At 65.4% G+C, this 24,650-nt stretch carries 20 protein-coding genes and 1 tRNA gene; 16 read left to right on the top strand and 5 right to left on the bottom strand.

Going from position 1 to position 24,650, the window contains the following annotated elements; translation table 11 throughout:
* The first annotated feature begins 106 nt into the window (after window positions 1–106).
* Genes EPD80_RS03725 through fdhD form a run of 7 tightly spaced genes read left to right on the top strand, consistent with a single transcriptional unit; the run spans window position 107 to window position 6,793 of the window.
* Window positions 107–577, top strand: coding sequence for a hypothetical protein (locus EPD80_RS03725; RefSeq protein ID WP_142809545.1), 471 nt, complete (start codon window positions 107–109; stop codon window positions 575–577).
* Window positions 567–1,541: a TRAP transporter substrate-binding protein gene (locus EPD80_RS03720; RefSeq protein WP_390613069.1), complete on the top strand. Its 975-nt coding sequence runs from the start codon at window positions 567–569 to the stop codon at window positions 1,539–1,541. The genes EPD80_RS03725 and EPD80_RS03720 overlap by 11 nt, the downstream gene beginning before the upstream one ends.
* The gene (locus tag EPD80_RS03715) at window positions 1,542–2,069 is read left to right on the top strand and encodes a TRAP transporter small permease (protein ID WP_142809541.1); all 528 of its coding nucleotides are present in this window, start codon (window positions 1,542–1,544) and stop codon (window positions 2,067–2,069) included.
* Entirely contained in the window at window positions 2,059–3,354 is a 1,296-nt protein-coding gene (locus EPD80_RS03710; protein ID WP_142809539.1) for a TRAP transporter large permease, read from the top strand. The genes EPD80_RS03715 and EPD80_RS03710 overlap by 11 nt, the downstream gene beginning before the upstream one ends.
* 24 nt (window positions 3,355–3,378) lie before the next feature.
* Window positions 3,379–5,226 carry a 5-oxoprolinase subunit PxpB gene (gene pxpB / locus EPD80_RS03705; protein ID WP_142809537.1) on the top strand — a complete coding sequence of 616 codons (1,848 nt, stop codon included), beginning with the start codon at window positions 3,379–3,381 and terminating at the stop codon, window positions 5,224–5,226.
* On the top strand, window positions 5,192–5,965 hold the full coding sequence (locus EPD80_RS03700; protein WP_221928826.1) for a LamB/YcsF family protein: 774 nt from the start codon (window positions 5,192–5,194) through the stop codon (window positions 5,963–5,965). The genes pxpB and EPD80_RS03700 overlap by 35 nt, the downstream gene beginning before the upstream one ends.
* Before the next feature lie 3 nt (window positions 5,966–5,968).
* Window positions 5,969–6,793: a formate dehydrogenase accessory sulfurtransferase FdhD gene (gene fdhD / locus EPD80_RS03695; protein WP_221928825.1), complete on the top strand. Its 825-nt coding sequence runs from the start codon at window positions 5,969–5,971 to the stop codon at window positions 6,791–6,793.
* 136 nt (window positions 6,794–6,929) lie between these two features.
* On the opposite strand, the gene EPD80_RS03685 is transcribed toward fdhD, so the two are convergent.
* On the bottom strand, window positions 6,930–7,916 hold the full coding sequence (locus EPD80_RS03685) for a zinc-dependent alcohol dehydrogenase family protein (RefSeq protein WP_142809533.1): 987 nt from the start codon (window positions 7,914–7,916) through the stop codon (window positions 6,930–6,932).
* Window positions 7,917–8,148: 232 nt separating this feature from the next.
* Between EPD80_RS03685 and fdnG the strand changes: the two genes are divergently transcribed.
* The 9 genes from fdnG (at window position 8,149) to EPD80_RS03640 (ending at window position 19,096) form a co-directional block, all read left to right on the top strand.
* Window positions 8,149–11,214, top strand: a complete 3,066-nt coding sequence (fdnG, locus tag EPD80_RS03680; RefSeq protein ID WP_142809531.1) for a formate dehydrogenase-N subunit alpha — start codon at window positions 8,149–8,151, stop codon at window positions 11,212–11,214.
* Window positions 11,215–11,224: 10 nt separating this feature from the next.
* Window positions 11,225–12,124: a formate dehydrogenase subunit beta gene (gene fdxH, locus EPD80_RS03675; RefSeq protein WP_142803968.1), complete on the top strand. Its 900-nt coding sequence runs from the start codon at window positions 11,225–11,227 to the stop codon at window positions 12,122–12,124.
* Entirely contained in the window at window positions 12,117–12,752 is a 636-nt protein-coding gene (locus tag EPD80_RS03670) for a formate dehydrogenase subunit gamma (protein WP_142803967.1), read from the top strand. Before fdxH ends, EPD80_RS03670 begins: the two co-directional genes overlap by 8 nt.
* 11 nt (window positions 12,753–12,763) lie before the next feature.
* Complete coding sequence (gene fdhE, locus EPD80_RS03665; protein ID WP_142803966.1) at window positions 12,764–13,675, top strand: formate dehydrogenase accessory protein FdhE; 912 nt, start codon at window positions 12,764–12,766, stop codon at window positions 13,673–13,675.
* On the top strand, window positions 13,672–15,093 hold the full coding sequence (gene selA / locus EPD80_RS03660; protein ID WP_142809529.1) for an L-seryl-tRNA(Sec) selenium transferase: 1,422 nt from the start codon (window positions 13,672–13,674) through the stop codon (window positions 15,091–15,093). Before fdhE ends, selA begins: the two co-directional genes overlap by 4 nt.
* Window positions 15,090–17,015 carry a selenocysteine-specific translation elongation factor gene (gene selB, locus EPD80_RS03655; protein ID WP_142809527.1) on the top strand — a complete coding sequence of 642 codons (1,926 nt, stop codon included), beginning with the start codon at window positions 15,090–15,092 and terminating at the stop codon, window positions 17,013–17,015. Before selA ends, selB begins: the two co-directional genes overlap by 4 nt.
* A 71-nt stretch (window positions 17,016–17,086) precedes the next feature.
* A tRNA-Sec gene (locus tag EPD80_RS03650) sits at window positions 17,087–17,182 on the top strand.
* Window positions 17,183–17,201: 19 nt separating this feature from the next.
* Complete coding sequence (locus tag EPD80_RS03645; RefSeq protein ID WP_142809525.1) at window positions 17,202–18,338, top strand: MlaE family ABC transporter permease; 1,137 nt, start codon at window positions 17,202–17,204, stop codon at window positions 18,336–18,338.
* Window positions 18,335–19,096 carry an ABC transporter ATP-binding protein gene (locus EPD80_RS03640; protein WP_142803960.1) on the top strand — a complete coding sequence of 254 codons (762 nt, stop codon included), beginning with the start codon at window positions 18,335–18,337 and terminating at the stop codon, window positions 19,094–19,096. The genes EPD80_RS03645 and EPD80_RS03640 overlap by 4 nt, the downstream gene beginning before the upstream one ends.
* 22 nt (window positions 19,097–19,118) lie before the next feature.
* On the opposite strand, the gene gabD is transcribed toward EPD80_RS03640, so the two are convergent.
* The 4 genes from gabD to EPD80_RS03620 all read right to left on the bottom strand — a co-directional run bounded on the left by gabD (window position 19,119) and on the right by EPD80_RS03620 (window position 24,634).
* On the bottom strand, window positions 19,119–20,570 hold the full coding sequence (gene gabD / locus EPD80_RS03635; RefSeq protein ID WP_221928822.1) for an NADP-dependent succinate-semialdehyde dehydrogenase: 1,452 nt from the start codon (window positions 20,568–20,570) through the stop codon (window positions 19,119–19,121).
* Window positions 20,571–20,590: 20 nt separating this feature from the next.
* Window positions 20,591–21,868, bottom strand: a complete 1,278-nt coding sequence (locus tag EPD80_RS03630; protein ID WP_142809523.1) for a Glu/Leu/Phe/Val family dehydrogenase — start codon at window positions 21,866–21,868, stop codon at window positions 20,591–20,593.
* A 337-nt stretch (window positions 21,869–22,205) separates the two neighbouring features.
* Window positions 22,206–23,429, bottom strand: a complete 1,224-nt coding sequence (locus EPD80_RS03625) for a CaiB/BaiF CoA transferase family protein (protein ID WP_142809521.1) — start codon at window positions 23,427–23,429, stop codon at window positions 22,206–22,208.
* 17 nt (window positions 23,430–23,446) lie between these two features.
* On the bottom strand, window positions 23,447–24,634 hold the full coding sequence (locus EPD80_RS03620; RefSeq protein WP_142809519.1) for an acyl-CoA dehydrogenase: 1,188 nt from the start codon (window positions 24,632–24,634) through the stop codon (window positions 23,447–23,449).
* Window positions 24,635–24,650: the final 16 nt, after the last annotated feature.

Here is a 24,650-nt window from a genome sequence, read left to right as displayed (position 1 = left end):
ATGCACTGCAATAGGGGGTGGCGAGGGTGTAAGAGCAAAATAGTAATGTCCGCTCTGGGCAAAAATGTCCGCATCGGGTCGATGCGGAGGTGTTGCGCGTCTGTCCATGGCCGCCCGGCGGCGCTCTACAGCGACCAGCGACCAGCACGGCAGCTTCACCCGGCACGATCCGCAGGACGAAGCGCCGACGCAGTTCCAGCGCACCCTGGCCAGCGCCAATGCCTTCCTGGCGCGGTACTTCGCCCAGCACAATGCCTGCTTTGCGGTGACTGCGGCAGAGCCCGACGAGGCACATCTTCCCTACGCGGGCAAGGCCGAGGAGCTGGCGCGCTGCTGTACCATGCACGACCCCATGCATGACCGCCGCAAACGCACCAAGGGTCTGATACTGTCCTTCGGGCGGCAATGCCATATCGTGCGCATGGCAGGGACACCGCGCCATGCGCTACGCAGAGGTATCTCCAGTGCTCGGTCACGACCGGTATTCTGTGCGGTGTTGCGAGCAACATTGCAAACAAAGAAAAATTACTCTAATCTTTTTCGGGAGATTATTGATGGAGTCGACCATGATTCGTAATTTGTTCATTTCGATCCTTTTGGGTTGTTTCTCCCTGGGTTCGGCAATGGCCAGATCGACCGTCTGGGATATGCCAACTCCATATCCGCCGGGAAACTTGCACACTGAAAACATCCAGCGTTTCGTCGAGGATGTCGCAGCGGCAACGGATGGTGCGCTACGTATCCAGGTCCATCCGGGCGGATCTTTATTCAAAGCCAATGAAATCAAACGAGCGGTGCAAACCGGTCAAGCCCAGATTGGTGAAGTCATCATTTCAAGCTTGGCCAACGAAAATCCCTTGTTCGCATTGGACACCGTTCCTTTCGTGGCTACCGGCTATGCTGACGCCAAGCGCTTGTGGCAAGTTTCCCGCGCGGCGATCGAAGAGGCCTTTGCCAAGCAGGGCATGAAAATTCTCTATGCCGTACCGTGGCCGCCTCAAGGGCTCTACACAAAGAAGCCGGTGAATTCGCTCGCCGACCTCAAGGGGTGGAAGATCCGCGCCTACAGTCCCACGGTGGCCAAGATGATCGAGCACATGGGGGCGCAGCCGGTCACCATTCAGGAGGCCGATCTGCCGCAAGCATTGGCCACGGGCATGTTGGATGCCAATTTCACTTCTTCGGCTACCGGTTACGACCGTAAGAGTTGGGAGTATCTTTCGTATTTTTATGACGTCAAAGCATGGTTGCCGAAAAACGTGGTGTTCGTGTCACAACGCGCTTTCATGGAGCTCGACCCAAATGCGCAACGAGCGGTGCTCGAGGCGGCCAAAGCGGCCGAGGAACGAGGTTGGAAAATTTCGGAGGAAAAAACTGCCTGGTATGTGGAGCAGTTGAAGGCAAACGGGATGAAGGTGGTCGAGCCGAGCGAGACCTTGCGTAGGGAATTGGATGAAATCGGTATGCGCATGGCCCAAGAGTGGTTGGAACAGGCTGGTGAAGCTGGCAAGAAAATCTTGGATGCCTACAGGAGCCGTTGAATGTCGGCCAGCTTGCGGGGGGTCTTGAATTTCCTCTATGCACTCAGTGGATGGCTGGCCGGTGGCGCGTTGGTGGTGACGCTATTGCTGGTGGCCTCGGGGATTCTCCTGAGACCGATGGGATGGTACCTGCGTGGCGCCGACGACTATGCGGCTTATGCGGTGGGCGCAGCGGGTTTTTTCGCATTGACCCCGGCTTGGCGGGCTGGAGCACACATCCGTATCACGGTGCTCGTCGATCGCTTGAAGGGGGGAGCATCGCAGTGGTGGGAGCGAGCGATCCTGGGCGTGGCGGCATTGACTGCCACGCTGATCGCATGGTCGTGTCTGCGTTTGCCCTGGCAATCCTGGATGATCCATGACGTCTCTCCAGGGGTGGACGCCACGCCGTTGTGGATTCCACAACTGGGGCTGGCGGGAGGGGCGGTCATGTTCGCTTTGGCGGTATGGGACAGCGCTTTGTCGGCATGGCGTACCCCCGGGGCGAGCCTAGACGGCACCGGGGAGGAGTCCGTGCATGGGCAATGAAGCCTCCTGGGTGGCGGTGATTGCGCTTGCTTTTCTGCTCCTTGGGGGGGTGTGGGTTGGACTCGCCTTGGTGGCTGCGAGTGTCATCGCTCTGTGGTGGATGGGGCGAGATCCTCTGGCGGTGTTGGCGATCTCGTTCTGGGGCATGGGCGCGACATGGACGATTACCGCCTTGCCGCTTTTTCTGTGGATGGGTGAAATCTTGCTGCGAACGCGCATGGCGGCCGATCTGTTTCGAGGATTGGCCCCGTGGCTTCAATACGTGCCAGGTCGACTGTTGCATGTAAATGTTCTGTCATGCACCATTTTTGCTGCCGTTTCTGGATCTTCGGCTGCCACTTGTGCGACCATCGGTCGCATCTGCGTACCGGAATTGACTAAAAGAGGATACCCGGATAGCATGGTAATCGGCACGCTTGCCGGTGCCAGTACCTTGGGATTGTTGATACCGCCTTCGATCATCATGATCGTCTACGGTGTTGCGACAGACGTCTCCATCGGTAAGCTCTTCATCGCCGGGATCGTTCCCGGCCTGATGATCGCCCTTCTGTTTCATGGCTGGGTAGCCTGGTGGGGGGTGATCAATTCTAATGACATACCTTGTGCCGAGGTCGAGGAGAAACGAGACGCCATACGAACGTCGCTGCGTATCCTGCCAGTGCTCGCGCTGATCTCGATGGTCGTCGTTTCCATCTATACGGGCATTGCTACGGCCACCGAGGCGGCGGCGTTGGGCGTCCTGGGCAGTCTGCTCATTGCAGCGGCCCAGGGATCCTTGGGGTGGCGAGGGTTGCTCGAAAGCATAAACGCAGCAGTTCGGCTCTACGGCATGATCGCCTTGATTCTCTTCGGTTCCGCCTACCTTACTCTGGCCATGGGCTACCTGGGTCTGCCTCGTGCCTTGGCGCAATGGGTCAGTGCCCAGGAATTTTCACCTTCGGGCTTTCTGCTTGCCGTGGCTCTGCTCTATATTTTGCTGGGCTGTGTCCTCGATGGGATCTCCATGGTGGTGCTCACTATTGCTTTGTTGTTGCCAGCCCTCAAAGCCCTAGACATCGATTTACTCTGGTTCGGGGTGTTTGCGGTGATTTTGGTGGAATTGGCCCAGATTACGCCACCGGTGGGATTCAATCTATTCGTGCTCCAAGGGATCACCCGTGTGCGTCTCGGACGGATCATACGCTATGCGATTCCTTCTTTTTTGATTTTGGGGCTGGCCTTGATGGGCATCACGGTTTTTCCCCGCATGGTGACTTGGCTGCCGACCACCATGGTCGGGCCCTGACACGGTTTGCCCCAGAGATGAGCCTTGCTTTCGAACGACAAGATACTTCGCTGGTTCCCCTACGCCGACTCTGCTTGGTTGATTCGGATCGATGAGGGGGCGCGTGTCCCTGCGTTTTATCGTGCTTTGCATCGGGCCTGGATGGCGGGGAAGCTCGACGGCATCCTCGATCTGGTGCCGGCCATGCGTTCCCTGGGAATCTTCTTCGATCCCGAACGAACCGATCCGCGCACGGTGCGGCAGCGCATCGAGGCCATGCTCGAGGTCGCCACGGCACTGGGCGAGGAGTCCGCAGAGCCCGGACGTCGCTGGCGCATTCCCGTCTGCTATGGGGATGTCGTGCCGGAATTCGGACCGGATCTTGGTGAAGTTGCGCAGCGTCTGGGCATGAGCCCGGAGGCGGTGGTGCGTGCGCACGCCGATGGGTGCTATCGCGTCGAGGCGATCGGTTTTTTGCCGGGATTCGCCTATATGGGCGGTCTGCCCGAGCGCTTGCGCCTACCGCGGCGCGAGACGCCACGCACGCAAGTACCGCCGGGCAGTCTGGCGGTGGCCGATGCCTATACGGCGATCTATCCTTCGCCGAGTCCGGGGGGATGGCATCTCTTGGGGCGTTGTCCTCTGCCACTCTTTTCCCTGGCCTGGTCGCCGCCGGGGCTATTCGCGCCGGGTGACGAGATCCGCTTCGAGCCGGTCGACGCCGCCACGTTTGCCGCGCTGGCGGCGCGCTATGGCGGTGAGGTCCCTTCTTGGCCCGAGGAATTTTGCACGGGGGGCACGCCGGCCGCAGTTCGGACGCCGGCGGAGGTACCGCCGCCCGCAGGGGCACGGCTCGTATGGGAGCGCGTCGCGCCGGGAACGACGCTGCAGGATCGGGGCCGTTTCGGTTGGCGGCATCTGGGCGTTTCCTCCGCCGGGGCGTTGGCGCCGAGCTGGCTCGCATTGGCGGCGGCGCTCGCCGGCGATCCGGCGCTCGGCCTTGCCTTTGAAATGAGCCTGCCCGGCTCGGTGCTGCGTGCCGAGGGGGGCGATTTGACGATAGGGATCGCCGGGGTGGCGCGCGTACGCGTCGAGGGGGCCGAGGGTGCACGGCCAGCGCGCTGGTTGCGGCACGAGGGGCTTACCCTGACCGCGGGCGAGCGCCTGGTGATCGAGCGCCTGGGCGCGATGCGGGCGGTGTATCTCGCCGTCGCTGGCCTGCAGGTGCCGACGGTGCTGGGCAGTGCCGCGAGCGATCGATGGCTCGGCTGGGGGGCGATCACGCCGGGTGCGACCTTTGCGGCAGACGGCGAGGGGGTACCGGGGCGTTTGGTGGCTCCGGATCCCTTGTTGGCGGAGATCGAAGGCGAGGAACCGCTGCGGCTTCGCTTCGTGTGGGGACCGCAGGCCCATCGTTTCCCCGAGGCCATGCGAGCCACGTGGACGAGTGAAGAATTTGCCGTGACTGCCCGCGCCGACCGCATGGGGGTTCGGCTCGAAGGGCCGGCGCTGCGGGCGGAGACTCCGGCGGCGCACGGCATCGTCTCGGAGCCTTCGATGGCCGGTTGTGTACAGGTGCCGGCCGACGGGCAGCCCATCGTGTTGCTGCGCGATGCCCAGACCATTGGCGGTTATGCGAAGATCGCCACGGTGATCGAACCCGATCTCGAGCGCTTGGCCCTCGCCCTTCCCGGACGGCGCGTGCGTTTCGTGGCGGTGGACGTCGAGGAGGCGCTGCAGCTGCGCCGGCAGTGGCATCATGCGCAGGAGTCCTTGATTCGGCAGGTTCGTCGCGGCGGTTTGGATTTCCTGAGCCCGGAGCGGCTGCTCGAACTCAATCTCATCGATGGGGTGTGTGATGCACGCGATCAACGTGAATGCGGACTGCGGTGAGAGTTTCGGTCCTTGGGCCATGGGTGACGACGCGGCGCTCCTGCCGCTGGTGGCGAGCGCCAACGTCGCCTGTGGCGGGCATGCGGGCGATCCTATGGTGATGACGCATACTGTGCGCCTGGCGCGTTCGCTGGGGGTGGAGGTCGGGGCCCATCCCGGTTATCCCGATCTCCAGGGGTTCGGGCGCCGGGTCATTCCCATGTCAGCCGAGGAAATACGCGCCATGCTGCTCGCGCAGATCGGCGCGCTGGAGGCGATCGCTCGCGCCGAGGGAATGAAACTCGCCTACGTCAAACCGCACGGCGCCTTGAACAACCTGGCCTGTGTCGACCGCGCCGTGGCCGAATCGGTGGTGGAGGCGATAGCCGCCTGGGATCGGTCGTCCATCCTGCTCGCGCCGGTGGCTTCACAGCTCGCGAAGGCGGGGGAGGAGCGGGGCTTGCGTGTCGCGTATGAGGTCTATGTGGACCGGCGCTACGCCGCTGACGGCACGCTCGTGCCGCGCTCGCACCCCGATGCCCTGCTGCACGATCCAGCCGAGTGTGTGGCCCAGGTGGCACGGTTTTTCGCAGAGGGCGGCATCGTCACCGCCAATGGAAGCGTGCTGCGCATGCCATTTCATAGCCTGTGCGTGCATGGCGACTCGCCCGGGGCGATCGCGACGGCCCGCGCTTTGCACGGATGGCTCGAGGCACAGGGCATCGCCTTGGCACCGCTTGCCGAACTCGTCGGAGGCTGAAGCGTGGACGAGCGTAAGAATCCCGCGCTCGAAGTGCGGGCGGTGCACCGGGTGCACGACGCTCGGCTCGAGCATTTCCCCGAGCACGACGTGCTCGCCGAGGAAATGCCGGTGGCGCTCGAATACAACGGTATCGCCTATGCAACGATGCTCGCCACGCCTGCCGACCTGGAAGACTTCGCCCTGGGATTCTCGCTCGCCGAGGGGATCGTCGAGGCGCCGGCCGAGCTCTACGAGCTCGAACTCGAATCGAATCGAGCGGGCGTGATCGTACGGCTGGAAATCGCCAGCGAGCGCTTCGTGCACCTCAAAGCGCGGCGACGTGCCTTGAGTGGGCGTACGGGTTGCGGCCTGTGCGGCATCGAGTCGCTCACCGAGGCGGTGCGGCCGGTGCCGCGCGTGCCGCAGGGCGGAGTGGTGCCGCTTGCGGCCGTGCTCTCGGCCATGCATGCCCTACGCGCACGTCAACCCTTCCATGGGGCCACCGGTGCGACCCATGCGGCGGCGCTTGCCGCGGCCGATGGCGCGCTCTTGGTGGTGCGCGAGGACGTGGGTCGGCACAACGCGCTCGACAAGGCGATCGGAGCGGCGGCGCGCGCCGGGTTGCTCCGCCCGGGGGGCGCGGCGATCGCGCTGATGTCGAGCCGAGCGAGTTTCGAGCTGGTGCAGAAAGCGGCGGTGGCCGGCATCGGCGTGCTCGCGGCGGTGTCCGCGCCCACGGCCTTGGCGGTGCGCTTGGCCGAGGAGGCGGGCATCACGCTGCTGGGCTTCGTGCGCGGCCGAGAGGCGACGGTCTATAGCCGGGTGGATCGTCTGGGGAGACGCTGAATAATTGGCTGCGCGGGCGAATCGCTGCGTTGCGCGGTGCTCGCTCCCTCGCCTATCTACTCGATATGTCTCGGTCGCTGTGCTCCGTGCGCCTTGCGCTTCATCCCGCTCGCTCATTTCTTCAGCGTCTCCCCAGCTACGGAATGAGCACCGCCGCGCCATTCACGCGACCCGCGCGCAAGTCGGCGATGGCCTCGTTGGCCGCCGTCAGGGGGTAACACGTGACGGCCGGATGCAGCGGCACCTCGGCGGCGAGCTGCATGAACGCCTCGCCGTCGGCGCGCGTGAGATTGGCCACCGACGTGAGCGTGCGCTCTTCCCACAGCCAGCGGTAGGGAAAGGAGGGGATGTCGCTCATGTGGATGCCGCCGCACACCACCGTGCCGCCTTTGTCGGTAGCGCGCAGCGCCTGCGGTACGAGCTCGCCCACCGGCGCGAAGATGAGCGCGGCATCGAGCGGCTCGGGCGGCGGTTCGTCCGAACCTCCAGCCCAGCACGCACCCAGACGGCGGGCGAATTCCTGGGCGGCGACGTCTCCTGGGCGGGTGAAGGCGTAGATGCGCTTGCCTTGGTGGATGGCCACCTGGGCGATGAGATGCGCCGCCGCGCCGAAACCGTAGATACCGACGCGTTCGGGATTCGCACCCGCCTTGGCGTAGGTACGCCAGCCGATGAGCCCGGCGCACAGCAGAGGCGTGGCCTCGGCGTCGCCATAGCGTTCGGGGATGGGAAAACAGAAGCGGGCGTCGGCCAGCGTCTCCTCGGCAAAACCTCCGTCGCGCGTGTAGCCGGTGAAGACGGCCGATTCACACAGGTTCTCTTGCCCGCGCCGGCAGTAGCGGCAATGCCCGCAGGCGCCTCCGAGCCAGGGCACCCCCACGCGATCGCCCACGCGAAAGCGCGTCACTCCGGCGCCCACTTCGAGCACGCGCCCGACGATCTCGTGGCCGAGTACGAGCGGCAGCTTGGGGTGGGGCAGCTCGCCGTCGATCACGTGCAGGTCGGTACGGCAGATGGCACAGGCGAGCACTTTCAGCCGGATCTCACCAGGGCCGGGCCGAGGGGAAGGGCGCTCGACGCATTCGAGCGCCGCGCCGGGACGGGTGAGGAGCATCGCTTTCATCGGTGTTCTCCCAAGGCGACGAGATACTCAGTATAGGCCTGGGTCTCAGGGTTTTCCTTACTTGGCGCGGGGTTGACAGGGTCCGAGCGATGCCCTACAAAGCGAAAATCGCGGCAGTGTCGATCGCGACTCGACCTTGGCGGACTTCCCTGGCGGGGCCGTTCGGGCGAGTAAAGGGGGCGGTACCCAAAACGGACCGCCACGGGTAAAAAAACAACCCCAGGGGAGACCCATGAACGGGATGAACCGAAGGCAGTTCTTCAAGGTCAGCGCCGCCATGCTATCGGGATCGAGCATGGCGGCGCTGGGCCTGGCGCCGCAGACGGCTCTGGCCGAAGTTCGCCAATACAAGCTCGCGCGCATGACCGAGACGCGCAACACCTGTCCCTACTGCTCGGTGGGATGCGGAATCCTGATGTACGGCTTGGGTGATGGCGCGAAGAACGCCAAGGCCACCATCGTGCACATCGAGGGGGATGCCGACCATCCGGTCAATCGGGGCACGCTGTGCCCGAAAGGCGCCTCGCTCATCGATTTCATTCACAGCCCGAACCGGCTCAAGCAGCCGCAGTACCGTGCGCCGGGTTCGGACAAATGGCAGACGATCTCCTGGGACGAAGCCCTCGATCGCATCGCCGCGTTGATGAAAGCCGACCGCGACGCCAATTTCGTCGAAAAGACCGAGGGCAAGACCGTCAATCGCTGGCTCACCACCGGCATGCTCGCGGCTTCGGCGTCCAGCAATGAAACCGCCTATCTGACGCACAAGATCGTGCGCAGTTTGGGGATGCTCGCGTTCGACAACCAGGCGCGTGTCTGACACGGCCCGACGGTGGCAGGTCTTGCCCCGACGTTCGGCCGTGGAGCGATGACGAACCATTGGGTCGACATCAAGAACGCCGACATCATCCTCATCATGGGCGGTAACGCCGCCGAGGCGCACCCCTGTGGATTCAAATGGGTGACCGAAGCCAAGGCGCACCGTGGTGCCAAGCTCATCGTCGTCGATCCGCGCTTCACGCGTTCGGCTTCGGTGGCCGACGTCTATGCGCCGATCCGCACTGGCACCGACATCGTCTTCCTCGGTGGGGTGATTCGCTATCTGCTGGAAAAAGACCAGATCCAGCACGAATACGTGCGCAATTACACCGATCTGTCGTTCATCGTGCGGGAAGACTTCTCGTTCGAGAACGGCCTTTTCTCCGGCTATAACCCCGAAAAGCGCCGCTACGACAAATCGAGCTGGGACTATGAGCGCGGCGAGGACGGTTACGTCAAAACCGATCCCACCTTGCAGCATCCGCGCTGCGTCTATCAGCTCATGAAGCAGCACTATGCGCGCTACACGCCGGAAATGGTCGAGCGCGTCTGCGGTACGCCGCAGGCGAAATTCCTGCAGATCTGCGAGATGCTCGCCTCCACCGCGCCGGCCAACCGCGTTGCCACCATCCTCTATGCACTCGGCTGGGCGCAGCACTCGATCGGAGCGCAGATCATCCGTACGGCGGCGATGATGCAGTTGCTCTTGGGCAACATCGGCATGCCCGGCGGAGGGATCAACGCGCTGCGCGGGCACTCCAATATCCAAGGGCTCACCGACCTGGGGTTGATGTCCAACCTCCTGCCCGGCTATCTCACGCTGCCCAACGAAGCCGAGCAGGAACTGCCGCAGTATCTGGCTGCACGCACGCTCAAGCCGCTGCGCCCCAACCAGATGAGCTACTGGCAGAACTATCCCAAGTTCTTCGTGAGCCTCATGAAAGCCTGGTGGGGGAAAGCCGCCACGGCCGAGAACAACTGGGCCTACGATTACCTGCCCAAGCTGGACAAGCCCTACGACTTGCTGCAAGTCATCGAGCTCATGGCGCAGGGCAAGATGAACGGCTACATCTGTCAGGGGTTCAACCCGCTGGCGGCGGCGCCGAACAAGGCCAAGGTGTTGGAGGGGCTCGCCAAGCTCAAGTATCTGGTGGTGATGGATCCGCTGGCCACCGAGACCTCGGAGTTCTGGCGCAACGCGGGCGAATCGAACCCGGTCGATCCCTCGAAGATCCAGACCGAGGTGTTCCGGTTGCCCACCACCTGTTTCGCCGAGGAAGACGGCTCGCTCGTCAATTCCGGGCGCTGGCTGCAATGGCACTGGAAGGGGGCGGAACCACCGGGCGAGGCGCGCAGCGACATCGAAATCATGGCCGAGCTCTTCCTGCGCATCCGCGAGCGCTACCGCCGCGAGGGCGGGGTCTTTCCCGACCCCATCCTCGATCTCGCGTGGCCTTACGTCAACGCAGCCCGTCCTACGCCCGAGGAGCTCGCCAAGGAGTACTCCGGCAAGGCGCTGGTCGATCTGCCCGACGCGAAGGATCCGACGAAGATCGTGCGTCGCGCCGGCGAGCAGCTCGCCGGGTTCGCCGAGTTGCGCGACGACGGCAGCACCGCCTGTGGCTGCTGGATCTTCGCAGGGTGCTGGGGGCCAAACGGGAACCTGATGGCGCGGCGCGACAACAGCGACCCCACCGGTATCGGCCAGACGCTCGGCTGGGCCTGGGCCTGGCCGGCGAACCGGCGCATCCTCTACAACCGTGCCTCGGCTGACCTGCAAGGGCGTCCGTTCGATCCGCAGCGCAAGCTCATCTACTGGAACGGGAGGGCCTGGACCGGGGCGGACGTGCCGGACTTCAAGGCCGACGAGCCGCCCGACTCGGGCATGGGGCCTTTCATCATGAACCCGGAAGGGGTGGCGCGCTTCTTCGCCCGCGCCGGCATGGCCGAGGGGCCGTTCCCCGAGCACTACGAGCCGTTCGAGACGCCGCTCGGCTACAACCCGTTGCATCCGAACACGCCGGCGGCCACCAGCAACCCGGCGGCTCGGGTGTTCGCGCGCGACCTCGCCGACATGGGCAAGGTGGAGGAATTTCCGCACGTGGCGACCACCTACCGGCTCACCGAGCACTTCCACTACTGGACGAAGCACGTGTTGCTCAACAACATCGTCCAACCGGAGCAGTTCGTCGAGATCGGCGAGGCGCTCGCCAAGGAGCTGGGCATCACCAATGGTCAGCAGGTCAAGGTCTCTTCCAAGCGCGGCTACATCAAGGCGGTCGCTTTGGTGACCAAGCGCATCCGACCGCTGACGATCGAGGGCAAGACGGTGCATCAGGTGGGTATCCCGATCCACTGGGGGTTTACCGGCCTCACCAAACCGGGATTTCTGGCGAACACGCTCACGCCGTCGGTGGGCGATGGCAACATCCAGACGCCGGAATTCAAGTCCTTCCTCGTGAAAGTGGAAAAGGCATAGGAGCGCAGCCATGGCATTGCAATCTCTCGACATCAAGCGGCGCTCCGCCACCACGTCGCCCACCCCTTCGGTGCGCGAGCCGAGCGTGGGCGCGGTGGCCAAGCTCATCGACGTCTCCAAGTGCATCGGCTGCAAGGCGTGCCAGACGGCGTGCATGGAGTGGAACGACCTGCGCGACGAGGTCGGTACCAACGTCGGCGTCTATGACAATCCGGCCGATCTCACCGAGCATTCGTGGACGGTGATGCGGTTTGCCGAATACGAGACTCCTCAAGGGGATCTCGAGTGGCTCATCCGCAAGGATGGCTGTATGCACTGCGAGGATCCGGGATGCCTGAAGGCATGCCCTTCGCCCGGGGCGATCGTGCAGTACGCCAACGGCATTGTGGATTTCCACCAGGAGCACTGCATCGGCTGCGGTTACTGCGTCACCGGCTGCCCCTTCAACGTACCGCGCATCTCGAAGAAGGATCACAAGGCGTACAAGTGCACCCTGTGTTCCGATCGCGTCGCCGTGGGGCAGGAGCCGGCCTGCGTCAAGACCTGTCCCACGGGCGCGATCGAGTTCGGCACGAAAGAGGTAATGACGGAGCACGCTCAGGCGCGCATCGCCGACCTCAAATCCCGCGGCTACGCCAACGCCGGGCTCTATGATCCCGCCGGCGTGGGAGGTACGCACGTGATGTACGTGCTGCACCATGCAGACCAGCCCACCCTCTACAGCGGGCTGCCGAAGGATCCGCAGATCAGCCCGGCCGTGTCGCTGTGGAAAGGGGTGGCCAAGCCCTTGAGCATGGCGGCGATGGCGCTCGCCGCCTTGGTCGGGTTTTTCCATTACATGCGCGTCGGTCCGGCCGAGACGAGCGAGGAAGACGAGCGCAACGCCGAGAAGGAGGTGTCCCATGAGTGAGACGGCCCGGCCGCGGACCCTACCGCGCTACAGCGCCAGCGAGCGCAGCAATCACTGGGTGGTGGCGATCACCTTCATCTTGCTCGCGCTCTCGGGTTTGGCTTTCTATCACCCGGCTTTTTTCTTCCTGAGCCATTTGCTCGGTGGCGGGTACTGGGCGAGGGTGCTGCATCCGTATATCGGGGTGGTGTTCTTCGTCTGTTTCGCTCTGCTCGCCCTGCGTCTGGCGCGGCACAACGCCTGGGAGGCGAAGGACGCACAGTGGTTGAAGCAGTTCCCCGACGTGCTCGCCAACCGCGAGGAGCGGCTGCCCGAGGTGGGGCGCTACAACGCCTTGCAAAAGCTTCTCTTCTACGTGCTGGTGTTGAGCGCGGTGGGGCTCTTTCTCTCAGGCATTGGATTGTGGCGTGAATGGTTCGCTTTTTCCGTAGGGACCGTGCGGTTGGCGGCGGTGGTGCATGCGCTGTGCGCCTTCGTGGCCATCACGTCCATCATCGTGCACATCTACGCGGCCATCTGGGTGAAGGGTTCGGTGCGCGCAATGACGCGGGGCGACGTGACCTGGGGCTGGGCCTGGCGGCATCATCGCGCCTGGTTCAGACAGATGGTCAAGGGTGCCAACAAGTAAGGGAGAACGGCTTGCAACGCATATTGTCACGCGGTGAGATCGAGGGGCTGGAGCGCAACGCCTTGCCGCGGCTGCGCCTGCCCTCACGCCAGGTATTCGCCGAGCGCGCGGCGCGCCTGCGTCATCTGGCCGAGGGGAATTCTCTGGGTGAGTATCTCGCCTTGATGGCCAAACTCGCCCAGGTCCAGCACGAGGCGCTCGGCGCCTTCACCGCGCCCTTGCCCGACGAAGCGCGGCTCTCGCTCGCGCGCACGCACGGCATGCCGCCGCTTCCCTGCGAGGGACCGATCGAGGGCCTGTGGCGCGAGGCGCTGCGGGCGGTGCTCACGGCCTTGTCGACCCAAGAGCTCAGGGAGGCACCGCGGGCGACGGTGGCGCGACTCGAGCAAGCGCTCACTGCCGAGCCGCAGCGGCTCGATGCGCTCGTCCAGGCGCTCCTTGCCGGGGAAGAACCGGGGGACGTGGGCGCAGCGCCTTTTCTCATGGCGGCGCTGCAGGTGTATTGGACCGAGCGGGCGAGCCGCCTGCCGCCGGCGGCGGTGCCGGCCGCGGTGCCCTCGCGTGTCTGCCCCGTGTGCGGCAGCCTGCCGGTGGCGAGTATCGTGCGCGTGGGGGCGGCGAGCGACGGTCTGCGCTATCTGCACTGCGGCCTGTGCGCAAGTGAGTGGCACATGGTGCGCGTCAAGTGCAGCCACTGCGAGGACACCCGCTCGGTGGCTTATCACCACCTCGAAGGGGGTTCCGAGGCGATCAAGGCCGAATCTTGCGATGCTTGCCACAGCTATCGTAAGATTTTCTACCAGGAGAAAGATCTGGAGGTGGATGCGGTGGCCGACGATCTCGCCAGTTTCGCGCTCGACGTGTTGATGGGAGAGGCCGGGTACGTGCGCGCGAGCGCCAATCCCTTGCTGTGGTTCGCGTGACGAAGGTTCGTACTGAATCTGCCGCGGCGAGCGACATCCCTTCGCTCGAACGGCTGCTGGCTTCGTCTGCCTTCGGCGCATTGCTCGCGGCCCACGGCCGCACGCGGGTGCTGGCCGTTTCCCGCGCACATCTGGCAACGCTGCGGGTGCGGGCGCAGGAGGGTGCGCTTGCCCTCGATGCGCTGCGACCCGAGGCGATCGCCGCCTGCGTGCAGGAGACTCTGCAGGCGCAGGATCGTCCGCGTCTGCGTACCGTCTTCAATCTCACGGGAACGGTGCTGCACACCAACCTCGGCCGGGCGATTCTCGCCGACGAGGCGGTGCGCGCCGTGGTGCAGGCGATGACGGCCCCGGCGGCGCTGGAGTTCGACCTCGAGGGGGGTGGTCGAGGCGACCGCGATACGCTGGTGGAAGAACTCGTGCGCGAGCTCACCGGCGCCGAGGCGGCCACCGTGGTCAACAACAATGCCGCGGCGGTGCTGCTTGCCCTCGATGCGCTCGCCAAGCGGCGCGAAGTGGTGGTTTCGCGTGGAGAACTGGTGGAGATCGGCGGGGCTTTCCGCATTCCCGACATCATGAAACGCGCCGGCGCCCGCCTCGTCGAGGTGGGCACCACCAACCGTACCCATCCCCACGACTATGCCGAAGCGATCGGACCGCGCACGGCGATGCTGCTGAAAGTGCACTGCAGCAACTATGCCATTACCGGCTTCACCAAGAGCGTCCCTGTGGCCGAGGCGGCGGAGATCGCGCACGCCCACGGCCTGCCGCTGGGGGTCGATCTGGGCAGCGGTACCCTCGTCGATCTGGCCGCCTGGGGGCTGCCGGCAGAGCCGACGGTGCGCGAAACCGTCGCCGCTGGCGCCGATCTGGTCACTTTCAGCGGCGACAAGCTGCTGGGCGGCCCTCAGGCCGGTTTCCTCGTCGGGCGAGCGGATCTGATCCGCCGCATCAAGAAGGATCCGCTCAAACGGGCGCTGCGGGTGGGCAAGCTCACCCTGGCGGCGTTGGAGGCGACGTTGCGGCTCTACCGTGAGCCGGAGTTTCTCGCCGAACGTCTGCCGACGCTGCGGCTCCTCACGCGTCCCGCTTCGGCCATGGCCGCTCAGGCGGCGCGCTTGCGCGAGCCGGTCCAACGGGCCCTGGGCGAGGGATTCGTCGTCAGCGAGGCTGCCATGGCGAGCCAGATCGGCAGCGGGGCGTTGCCAGTGGAACGCCTGCCCAGCCACGGCCTCGTGCTTCGCCCGGTGGGCAAGCGCGCGGGGCGTTCCTTGTCGCGGCTCGAGGCGGCGCTGCGTGCGCTGCCGCGCCCGGTGCTGGGGCGCGTGGCCGACGAGGCACTGTGGTGGGACCTGCGCTGTCTGGGCGAGGCCGACGAGGCCGCCTTCCTTGCCCAGTTGGCGGAATTGCGGCCATGATCGTCGGCACGGCGGGGCACATCGACCACGGCAAGACGACGCTGGTCAAGGCGCTCACCGGCGTCGACACCGACCGGCTCGCTGAGGAGAAGGCACGCGGCATCACCATCGAGTTGGGGTATGCCTATCTGCCGCTCGCCGATGGGGAAGTACTCGGTTTCATCGACGTGCCCGGTCATGAGCGCTTGGTGCATACCATGGCCGCGGGGGCGAGCGGTATCGACTTCGCGCTCTTGGTGGTGGCCGCCGACGACGGGGTGATGCCGCAGACGCGCGAGCACCTCGCCATCCTCGGCTGGCTCGGCGTGACGCGCGGGGCGGTCGCGCTCACCAAGGCCGATCGCGTCGATGCCTCGCGCCTGACGCAGGTTCGGGACGAAATCGCTGCGCTCATCGCCGGCACCTTTCTCGAAGGGGCGCCGGTCTTCACCGTGCGGGCGCAGGAGCCGGGAGACGAGGGCACGGCGGCGCTGCGCGCGCATCTGGAACGCGAGGCGAGGAGCGTCGCCGCGCGCCGCCGCGAGGGATTCTTTCGTTTGGCGGTCGACCGCGCGTTTACGCTCGCCGGCGTGGGCACGGTGGTGACCGGTACGGTCCATGGGGGATGCTACGCCTTGGGCGGATCGGAGGAACTGCGGCTCATGCCGGCAAATCTGCCGGTGCGCGTGCGCAGCATCCACGCCCAGAACCGACCGAGCGAGCGCGCCGCGGCCGGCGAGCGTTGTGCCCTGAACCTGCCGGGCGTGGCGAAGGAGGCCATTTCGCGCGGCGACTGGATCGCGGATGCACGCTGTTTCTTGCCCACGCGCCATCTCGACGTGGAACTCGCGCTCGCCGCGGACGCACCGGCGCTCGGCGTGCGCACGCCAGTGCATGTCCACCTTGGTGCGGCGCACCGGCTCGCGTACGTCGTGCCGCTCGAAGGCGATCTCCTGTCGTCCGGTGGACGGGGGCTGGTGCAGCTGGTCTTCGAGGCACCGCTGTGTGCCGCCCCGGGTGATCGCTTCATCGTCCGCAACGCCCAGGCGAACCGCACCCTGGGCGGCGGCCGTGTGCTCGACCCTTATGCGCCCGAGCGCAAGCGGCGTTCGCCGCGGCGCCGAGCTTGGCTCGAGGCGATCACGCGCCTGCTCGAAGGCGAGGGGCTCGGACCGCTACTGGCTCAGGCGCCCTATGGCGTGGACGAGGCGCTGCTGGAGCGGCTACTCGCGGCGCCGATCTCGGCGGCGGTGCTGCCGCCCGAGGCGCTGCGGGTGCAGGGCGCTCGAGGCGCGGCCTGGATTCTGCCCGAGCACTGGGAGGCGCTCGCCGATCGGGTGCTCGCCGTGCTCGAGCGCCAGCACGAACGCGTGCCCGACGACCCCGGCGTGGACACGCAGCGCCTGCGCCGCATGGTCGACGCGCTCATTCCCGAGCCGCTGTGGCAGGGGGTGCTCGACGCGCTGGCGAGCCAAGGCAAGGTGGCGCGCAGCGGCCCCTGGTGGCACCTGCCAGGGCATGCCGCCAGGCTCGCACCCGAAGAGGAGGCGCTCGCGGCGCGATTGCTCGCCCGGCTCGAAGCGGGCGGATTCGATCCGCCTTGGGTGCGAGATCTGGCGCGCGCGGAAGGGGTGCCGGAGGAGACGGTGCGCACCCTGCTGCGCAAGCTCGCGCGCCGCGGCGAGGCGGCGCAGGTGGTCAAGGATCTCTTCTATGCCCCACGGCGAGTGCGGGAGCTCGCGGCGATTGCCGCCGAGCTCGCCGCGGCCGAGGGGGGCGTGCAAGCGGCGCGTTTTCGCGACGCCACGGGGCTGGGGCGCAAACGGGCGGTGCAGATCCTGGAATTCTTCGATCGCATCGGCTACACCCGCCGGGTGCAGCGCCGCGGCCAGGATGCGCACCTGTTGCGCGGCGAGTCGACGGCGCCATTTTCCGAGATCTGAGATTCTAGCGGGGTGCGACCTGATGTACCCGGTTGCCGTCGCGCTGTAATCGGTACAATAAGCTTTGGAAAGGAAGGCATCCGTGTCCGGTGGCACGGCCGGGCTTCAAACCCGGTTGGGGGCGTCCGACGCTCCCAGGTAGGTTCGACTCCTGCTGCCTTCCGCCATCTCGCGTATCATAGCCCCATGGACGAGATCACTGATTCTGCCGGTGCCCACGTACGTTGGACGAACGAGCCGCCAAGCCTCGTTCTCGACGGGTCGTGGACGGCGGCCGGGGTGAAGGCCGACGCACTCCTCAAAGCGGTCGCGCAGGCGCTGGATGCTCTGCCCGCGGGGCCGGTTCGCCTCGAGGTAGCACCAGGGGCCGAGCTCGACACCGTGGGAGCCCTGGTGGTGGAACACGTCGCTGCCCTGGCTGAGTCCAAGGGGCGCGTGCTGGATCATTCGTCTCTGCCGGAGGTATGGCGGGCAACGCTCGCCCTCATCGACCGCGTGGCTCAGCGTACGCCGCCGCCCGCGCCCGCGCCTTTTTCTGGCTTCGCTTCCATCGGCAAGTCTGCCATCGACGTCGTCCGTCATTTTTTTGCGTTACTTGCGTTCATCGGCGAGGTCACGGTCCACTTTCTGCCTTTGCTCGTGCGTCCTTGGCGCATCCGCTGGCGCGAGGTGATCGTGGAGCTGGAGGCAGCCGGCGTGCGGGCGGTGCCCATCGTGGCGCTGCTCTCCTTTCTCATCGGCGTGGTGCTCGCCTACCAGGCTGGCGTGACGCTCGATCGCTTCGGGGCCAACGTCTTCATCGCCGATATGATCGGCGTCGTCGTATTGCGCGAAATGGGGCCGTTGATCGCGGCGATCATCGTGGCCGGTCGCACCGGCTCGAGCTATGCTGCTCAGCTCGGATCGATGCGCGTCACCCAGGAGATCGACGCGCTGCGCTCACTGGCCCTGCCGCCGGCTGAGATGTTGGTGATTCCGCGCTTCTTGGCCCTGGCGATCGCCCTGCCGCTGCTCACGACGCTAGCCAACGCTGCTGGACTCTTCGGTGGGATGGTAGTGGCTACGGGCGGGTTTGGGCTGGATTGGACCGTCGGGCTACAGCGCTTGGGCCGGCTCGGTCACGCCCACTATTGGGTGGGGTTGGTGAAAACGCCGGTGTTCGCCATGGCGATCGCCCTCATCGGCTGCCAAGCGGGCATGAGCGTGCGTGGCTCGGCGCTCGAAGTGGGGCGGGCGACCACCTCCAGCGTGGTGCAATCCATCTTCTGGGTGATCGTGCTCGACGCGATCTTCTCCATTGTCTTTCGTTGGCTGGGGCTATGAGCGAGGTAAGCGAAGATACGCCCGCGATCGAGGTGCATGGCCTGTGCAACCGCTTCGGCAAACACGTGGTCCACGAGGGGCTCGACCTGGTCGTGCCGCGCGGCAAGGTGGTTTCGCTCGTCGGGGGCAGCGGCAGCGGCAAGACGGTGCTCCTCAACAACCTCATCATGCTCACGCGCCCGGCTGCCGGTTCCATCCGGCTCCTGGGGCGGGACGTGGCCTCTCTCGGGCGCGCGGAGCGTATCCGTCTGCAGCTGCGCCTGGGGGTTATGTTCCAGCAGGGGGCGCTCTTCACCTCCCTCACGGTACTGGAGAACGTGATGCTGCCGCTTGCCGAACATACCCGCTTGCCCCTACGGCTGCGCGAGGAACTGGCCATGCTCAAAATCCAGCTTGCAGGGTTGGACGCGGACGCGGTGCATCGCCATCCGCGCGAACTCTCCGGCGGCATGACCAAGCGCGCGGCGCTCGCCCGGGCGCTCGCGCTCGATCCCGAGATTCTCTTTCTCGACGAGCCGACCTCGGGGCTCGATCCGGTGAGCGCCCGGGCATTCGACCGGCTCGTATTGGAGTTGCGCGATGCCCTGGGCGTGACCATTTTTCAGGTCACGCACGATCTCGACTCGATCTTCGGTGCGAGCGACCTCGTGGTCTTTCTCGCCCGAAAGAAGGTATTGGCCGTGGGGACGGCCGAGGAGCTGGCCCAGCGGCCGGAGCCGGAGCTGCGGGCGTACTTCTCGGCGCGGGCGGGGAGGTGAGCCGCCGCGCGCCGTGGCACCATCAGATGCCGCCGATGCACATGTACTTGATCTCTATATATTCCTCGATGCCGTATTTGGAGCCCTCGCGCCCCATGCCGGAGAACTTCATGCCGCCGAAAGGAGCGACCTCGGTGGAGATGATGCCCGTGTTGATGCCGACGATGCCGTATTCGAGCGCCTCGCCCACGCGCCAGACGCGGCTCGAGGATTCGGTGTAGAAATAGGCGGCTAGTCCATACTCGGTATCGTTGGCCATGCGAATGGCTTCTTCTTCGGTGTGGAAACGGAAGAGCGGCGCTACCGGACCGAAGGTCTCTTCGCGTGCCACTTTCATCTCGGGCGTGACGTCGGCAAGGATGGTGGGCTCGAAAAAGGTCCCGCCCAGGGGATGGCGCTTGCCGCCAAGCACGATGCGTGCCCCTTTGCTCACGGCGTCGGCGATGTGCTCCTCGACCTTGCGCACGGCGTTCTCGTCGATCAGGGGCCCCTGGTTGGTGCCTTCGGCGAGCCCCGGGCCGACCTTGAGCCGGGAGACGGCCTCGGCGAGCTTGGTGGCGAAACGCTCATAGACGCCGTCTTGCACGAGCAGACGGTTCGCGCACACGCAGGTCTGGCCCGTGTTGCGGTATTTCGAGGCGAGAGCCCCCTGCACGGCGGCGTCGAGATCGGCATCGTCGAAGACGATGAATGGCGCATTGCCACCGAGTTCGAGCGAAAGTTTTTTCAGGGTGGGGGCGCACTGCGCCATGAGCTTGATGCCGATCTCGGTGGAGCCGGTAAACGAGAGCTTGCGCACGGTGGGATTGGCGGTGAGCTCACCGCCGATGGCCGTGGCCGAACCGGTGACGACGTTGAACACGCCTGCCGGTACGCCGGCTCGTTCGGCGAGCACCGCCAGCGCCAGGGCCGAGTACGGGGTTTGGCTCGCGGGCTTGAGCACCATGGGGCAGCCGGCGGCGAGTGCCGGCCCAGCCTTGCGGGTGATCATGGCAGAGGGGAAATTCCAGGGGGTGATCGCGCCGCACACACCGATCGGCTCCTTGGTGACGACGATGCGCTTGTCGGTCTGATGCGGCGGAATGACGTCACCGTAGATGCGCTTGCCCTCTTCGGCGAACCACTCGATGAAGGAAGCGGCATAGAGCACTTCGCCGCGTGCCTCGGTCAAAGGTTTGCCCTGCTCCGAGGTCATGATCAGGGCCAAGTCTTCCTGGTTTTCGACGATGAGGTCGAACCAGCGGCGCAGGATGCGGGCGCGCGCCCCGGCGGTGAGGGCGCGCCAGGCCGGCCAGGCGGCGTTGGCCGCCTCGATCGCGCGGCGCGTCTCGGTAGCGCCCATCTTGGGCACGGTACCGAGCACGCTGCCATCGGCGGGGTTGCGTACGGTGAGCACGGCACCGTCGTCGGCATCGACCCAGCGCCCGTCGATGTAGGCTTGGGTACGGAAGAGGGAAGGGTCTTTGAGATTCATGAGGATTACCTTCAGTGCAGTTAGGGATAAATGCCGCGCAGCTGCCGTGCCTCGAGCACGCGCCGGCAGGCGAGGATATAGGCGGCGGTGCGCAGCGTCACGCGGTGTTCTTGCGCGGCTTTCCATACGGCCTCGAAGGCTTCGCTGAGGATGCGCTCGAGCCGTTCGTTGATCTCCTGCTCGGTCCAGAAGAAACTGGAGAAATCCTGCACCCACTCGAAATAGCTCACCGTGACCCCGCCGGCATTGGTGAGTACGTCGGGCACGATGGTCACCCCGCGGGAGGTGAGGATGTCGTCGGCTTCGGGCGTGGTGGGGCCGTTGGCGCCTTCGAGGATGAGCCGCGCCTTGATGTCCATGGCGTTGTGCCGGTCGATCTGGCCTTCGAGGGCGGCCGGAACGAGGATGTCCGTTTCGACCGACCAGAGGTCTTCGTTCGCGATCGTCGTGGCCCCCGGGAACCGCCCCAGGGTACCCCCGCCGTCGAGCCAGTGCTGCAGGGCGTCGAGGTCGATGCCGTCACCGTTGTGGGTCGTGCCGGTGACGTCTTGCAGGGCGACGATTTTTGCGCCGGCCGAGGCGAAACAACGGGCGGCGGTAGCCCCGACGTTGCCGTAGCCCTGGATGGTGACACGAGCGCCAGCCAGATCCAGGCCGAGTTTGCGCGCCGCGCTGCGCCCGACGATGAAGACGCCGCGACCGGTGGCTTCGCGCCGGCCCAGGCTGCCACCGAGGCTGACCGGCTTGCCGGTGACCACACCCATCACCGTCCGCCCCTGGTTGATGGAGTAGGTATCCATCATCCAGGCCATGATCTGCTCGTTGGTGTTGACGTCCGGCGCAGGGATGTCCTTGTCCGGGCCGATGAGTACGCCGATCTCGCTGGTGTAGCGGCGAGTGAGGCGCTCCAGTTCACCCCGGGTCAGGGTGCGGGGATCGACCCGTACCCCTCCCTTGGCTCCCCCGAAAGGAAGACCGATCACGGCGTTCTTGATCGTCATCCAGCCGGCGAGCGCCATCACCTCGGAGAGCGTGACGTCCTGGTGATAGCGCACCCCGCCCTTGCCGGGCCCGCGCGAGGTGTTGTGGTGGACGCGGTAGCCTTCGAAGTGCCGGATCGAACCGTCGTCCATCTTCACCGGGATGTCGACGATGAGGATACGCTTGGGTCGTTTGAGGGTTTCGATCCAGTAGCCCAGTTCGCCGAGGTGAGGGTGCACGCGGTCGACCTGTTCGAGGAAGACTTCCCAAGGGCCGAGGTGGGAGCGATCGAGGTAGGAGGGGAGGGAGTTCGTCATGATGGTTCCTCGTGAGAACGGGGCGCAAACCAGTCCTTGTGGGATTTTGGTGCCTACTGCGGAGCGTTAGTCGGATGCTCCGAATGAGCGACTGCGCGACTGCATGGCGGCATTTTCCAGGGCTCACATGCGTGCTTACCCATATGATATTGAATTTGCATACGGCACTCGAGGCGCCCGGCCCGGCGGTAAACGCCAAGGAGGGTTTTGCGCGGCGCCCCTTCCGTGTGAATGGTGTTTCTGTTGCGGTAGCTTTTCTGCTTCGCCCTTGCGTTCGTGAAGTCGCGGTCGCATCAGTGTAGGTAATGGGAGCAAAAATTGCAAAGCCGCTCGCCGTTCACACGATGCCTTTGGCCTGCAGCGACGATATTTCGGCCTCGTCCATCCCGAGCACCTCGCGCAGCACTTCGGCGGTGTGCTCACCCAGGAGCGGCGGAGCACCTCGATAGGCCGGAGGGGTAGCCGACAGCCGCATGGGGTTGGCGACCTGGGGTACCTCGCCCAGCCGCTCGTGGGGCAGGTGCAGCGCCATGCCGCGGGCACGCACTTGGGGGTCGGCGAAGACCCGGGAGAGGGGATTGATGGGGCCGCAGGGAACGCCGGCCCGTTCCAGGGCGGCGATCCAGGCATCGGTGCTGCGCGTGCGGGTGAGCTCCTGCAGGCGCGGGATCAGCTCGGCGCGGTGGGCGACGCGCGCCGGGTTGGTGGCATAGCGCGGGTCGGCGGCGAGTTCCGGCACCCCTGCTTCGGCACAGAAACGGGCGAATTGACCATCGTTGCCAATCGCCAGGATCATCCAGCCATCGGCAGTGGGAAAATCTTGGTAGGGGACGACGCTGGGGTGGGCGTTGCCCATCCGCTGAGGATCCTGGCCGGTGGTGAGGTAGTTGAGCGCCTGGTTGGCGAGGCAGGCGACCTGCACGTCGAGGAGCGCCATGTCGATGTACTGGCCTCGGCCGCTGCGTTCGCGCCAGGCAAGCGCAGCGAGGATGGCATTGGCGGCGTAGAGCCCGGTGAGGATGTCGGTGAGCGCCACGCCCACTTTCATCGGTCCGCCGCCGGGTTCGTGGTCGGGCCGACCCGTGATGCTCATGAGGCCGCCCATGCCCTGGATGAGGAAATCGTATCCCGCCCGGGGCGCATAGGGACCGGTCTGGCCGAAACCGGTGATGGAGCAATACACGAGTCGGGGGTTGCGCGCCGAGATGCTGGCGTAATCCAGGCCGTAGCGCGCCAGCGTCCCCACCTTGAAATTTTCGATGACGACGTCGGCCTTTTCGGCCAGGCGCCGTATGATCTCCTGGCCTTCGGAGCGGGTGAGGTCGACGGTGAGCGAGCGTTTGTTGCGGTTCGCGCACAGGAAGTAGGCGGCTACTTTTTCCTCGTCTTCACCGTTTCCCTTCCACCACGGCGGCCCCCAGGTGCGGGTGTCGTCGCCGCTGCCGGGCTTTTCGATCTTGATGACGTCGGCACCCAGATCGGCGAGCAGCTGGCTCGCCCAGGGGCCGGCCAGCACGCGCGAGAGATCGAGCACGCGCAGGTGGGAGAGGGCTTGGTCCATCGTCGCGATTCCTCGCCTCAGTTGGCAAAGGCGGCGATGCCGGTGATGGCACGGCCGAGGATGAGGGCGTGGATGTCGTGCGTACCCTCGTAGGTATTGACCACTTCGAGGTTGACGAGGTGGCGCGCCACGCAGTATTCGTCGCTGATGCCGTTGCCACCGAGCATGTCGCGGGCGGTGCGGGCGATGTCGAGCGCCTTGCCGCAGGAATTGCGCTTGACGAGGGAGGTGAGTTCGACGGTCGCGATGCCTTCGTCCTTCATCCGCCCGATGCGCAGCACCGTCTGCAGCCCAAGGGCGATCTCGGTGCACATGTCGGCGAGCTTTTTCTGGATGAGCTGGTTGGCCGCTAGTGGCCGGCCGAACTGCTTGCGTTCGAGCACGTAGTTGCGGGCGGTCTCGTAGCAGGCTTGGGCTGCGCCCAGCGCACCCCAGGCGATGCCGAAGCGGGCGGAATTCAGACAGGTGAAGGGGCCCTTGAGGCCGCGGACTTCGGGGAAGACGTTTTCCTCGGGCACGAAGACCTCGTCCATGACGATTTCGCCGGTGACCGAGGTGCGCAGCCCCACCTTGCCATGGATGACCGGCGCCGAGAGCCCTTTCCACCCTTTCTCCAGGATGAAGCCGCGGATCTGTCCCTCGTCGTCTTTGGCCCAGACGACGAAGACGTCGGCGATGGGGCTGTTGGTGATCCACATCTTGTTGCCTGACAGAAGGTAGCCGCCGTCGACGCGGCGCGCCCGGCTCTCCATGCCGCCCGGGTCGGAGCCGTGGTTGGGCTCGGTGAGCCCGAAACAGCCGATCCATTCGCCGCGGGCGAGTTTGGGCAGGTATTTGCGCTTTTGCGATTCAGTGCCGAATTCGTGGATGGGGACCATCACGAGCGAACTCTGCACGCTCATCATCGAACGGTAGCCCGAGTCGACGTATTCGATCTCGCGGGCGATGAGCCCATAGGCGACGTAGTTGAGCCCCGCACCACCGTATTCTTCGGGGATGGTTGGGCCGAGCAGGCCCAGCTCGCCCATTTCACGGAAGATCGTCGGGTCGATTTTTTCGTGGCGAAAGGCGTCGCGGACTCGCGGCATGAGTTTTTCTTGGGCGTAATCATGAGCCGTGTCGCGTACGAGGCGTTCCGTTTCGGTGAGCTGGGCGTCAAGCAGCAGCGGATCTTGCCAGTCGAAAGTGGGGCGGTGAGCGGACATGAGGTTCTCCTTTGGC

Origin of the sequence: Tepidiphilus olei (assembly GCF_006980705.1) — a bacterium.
Lineage (GTDB): Bacteria > Pseudomonadota > Gammaproteobacteria > Burkholderiales > Rhodocyclaceae > Tepidiphilus > Tepidiphilus olei.
Note: the sequence above shows the minus strand (reverse complement) of the source record. Positions and strands in the feature narration are given on the sequence as shown.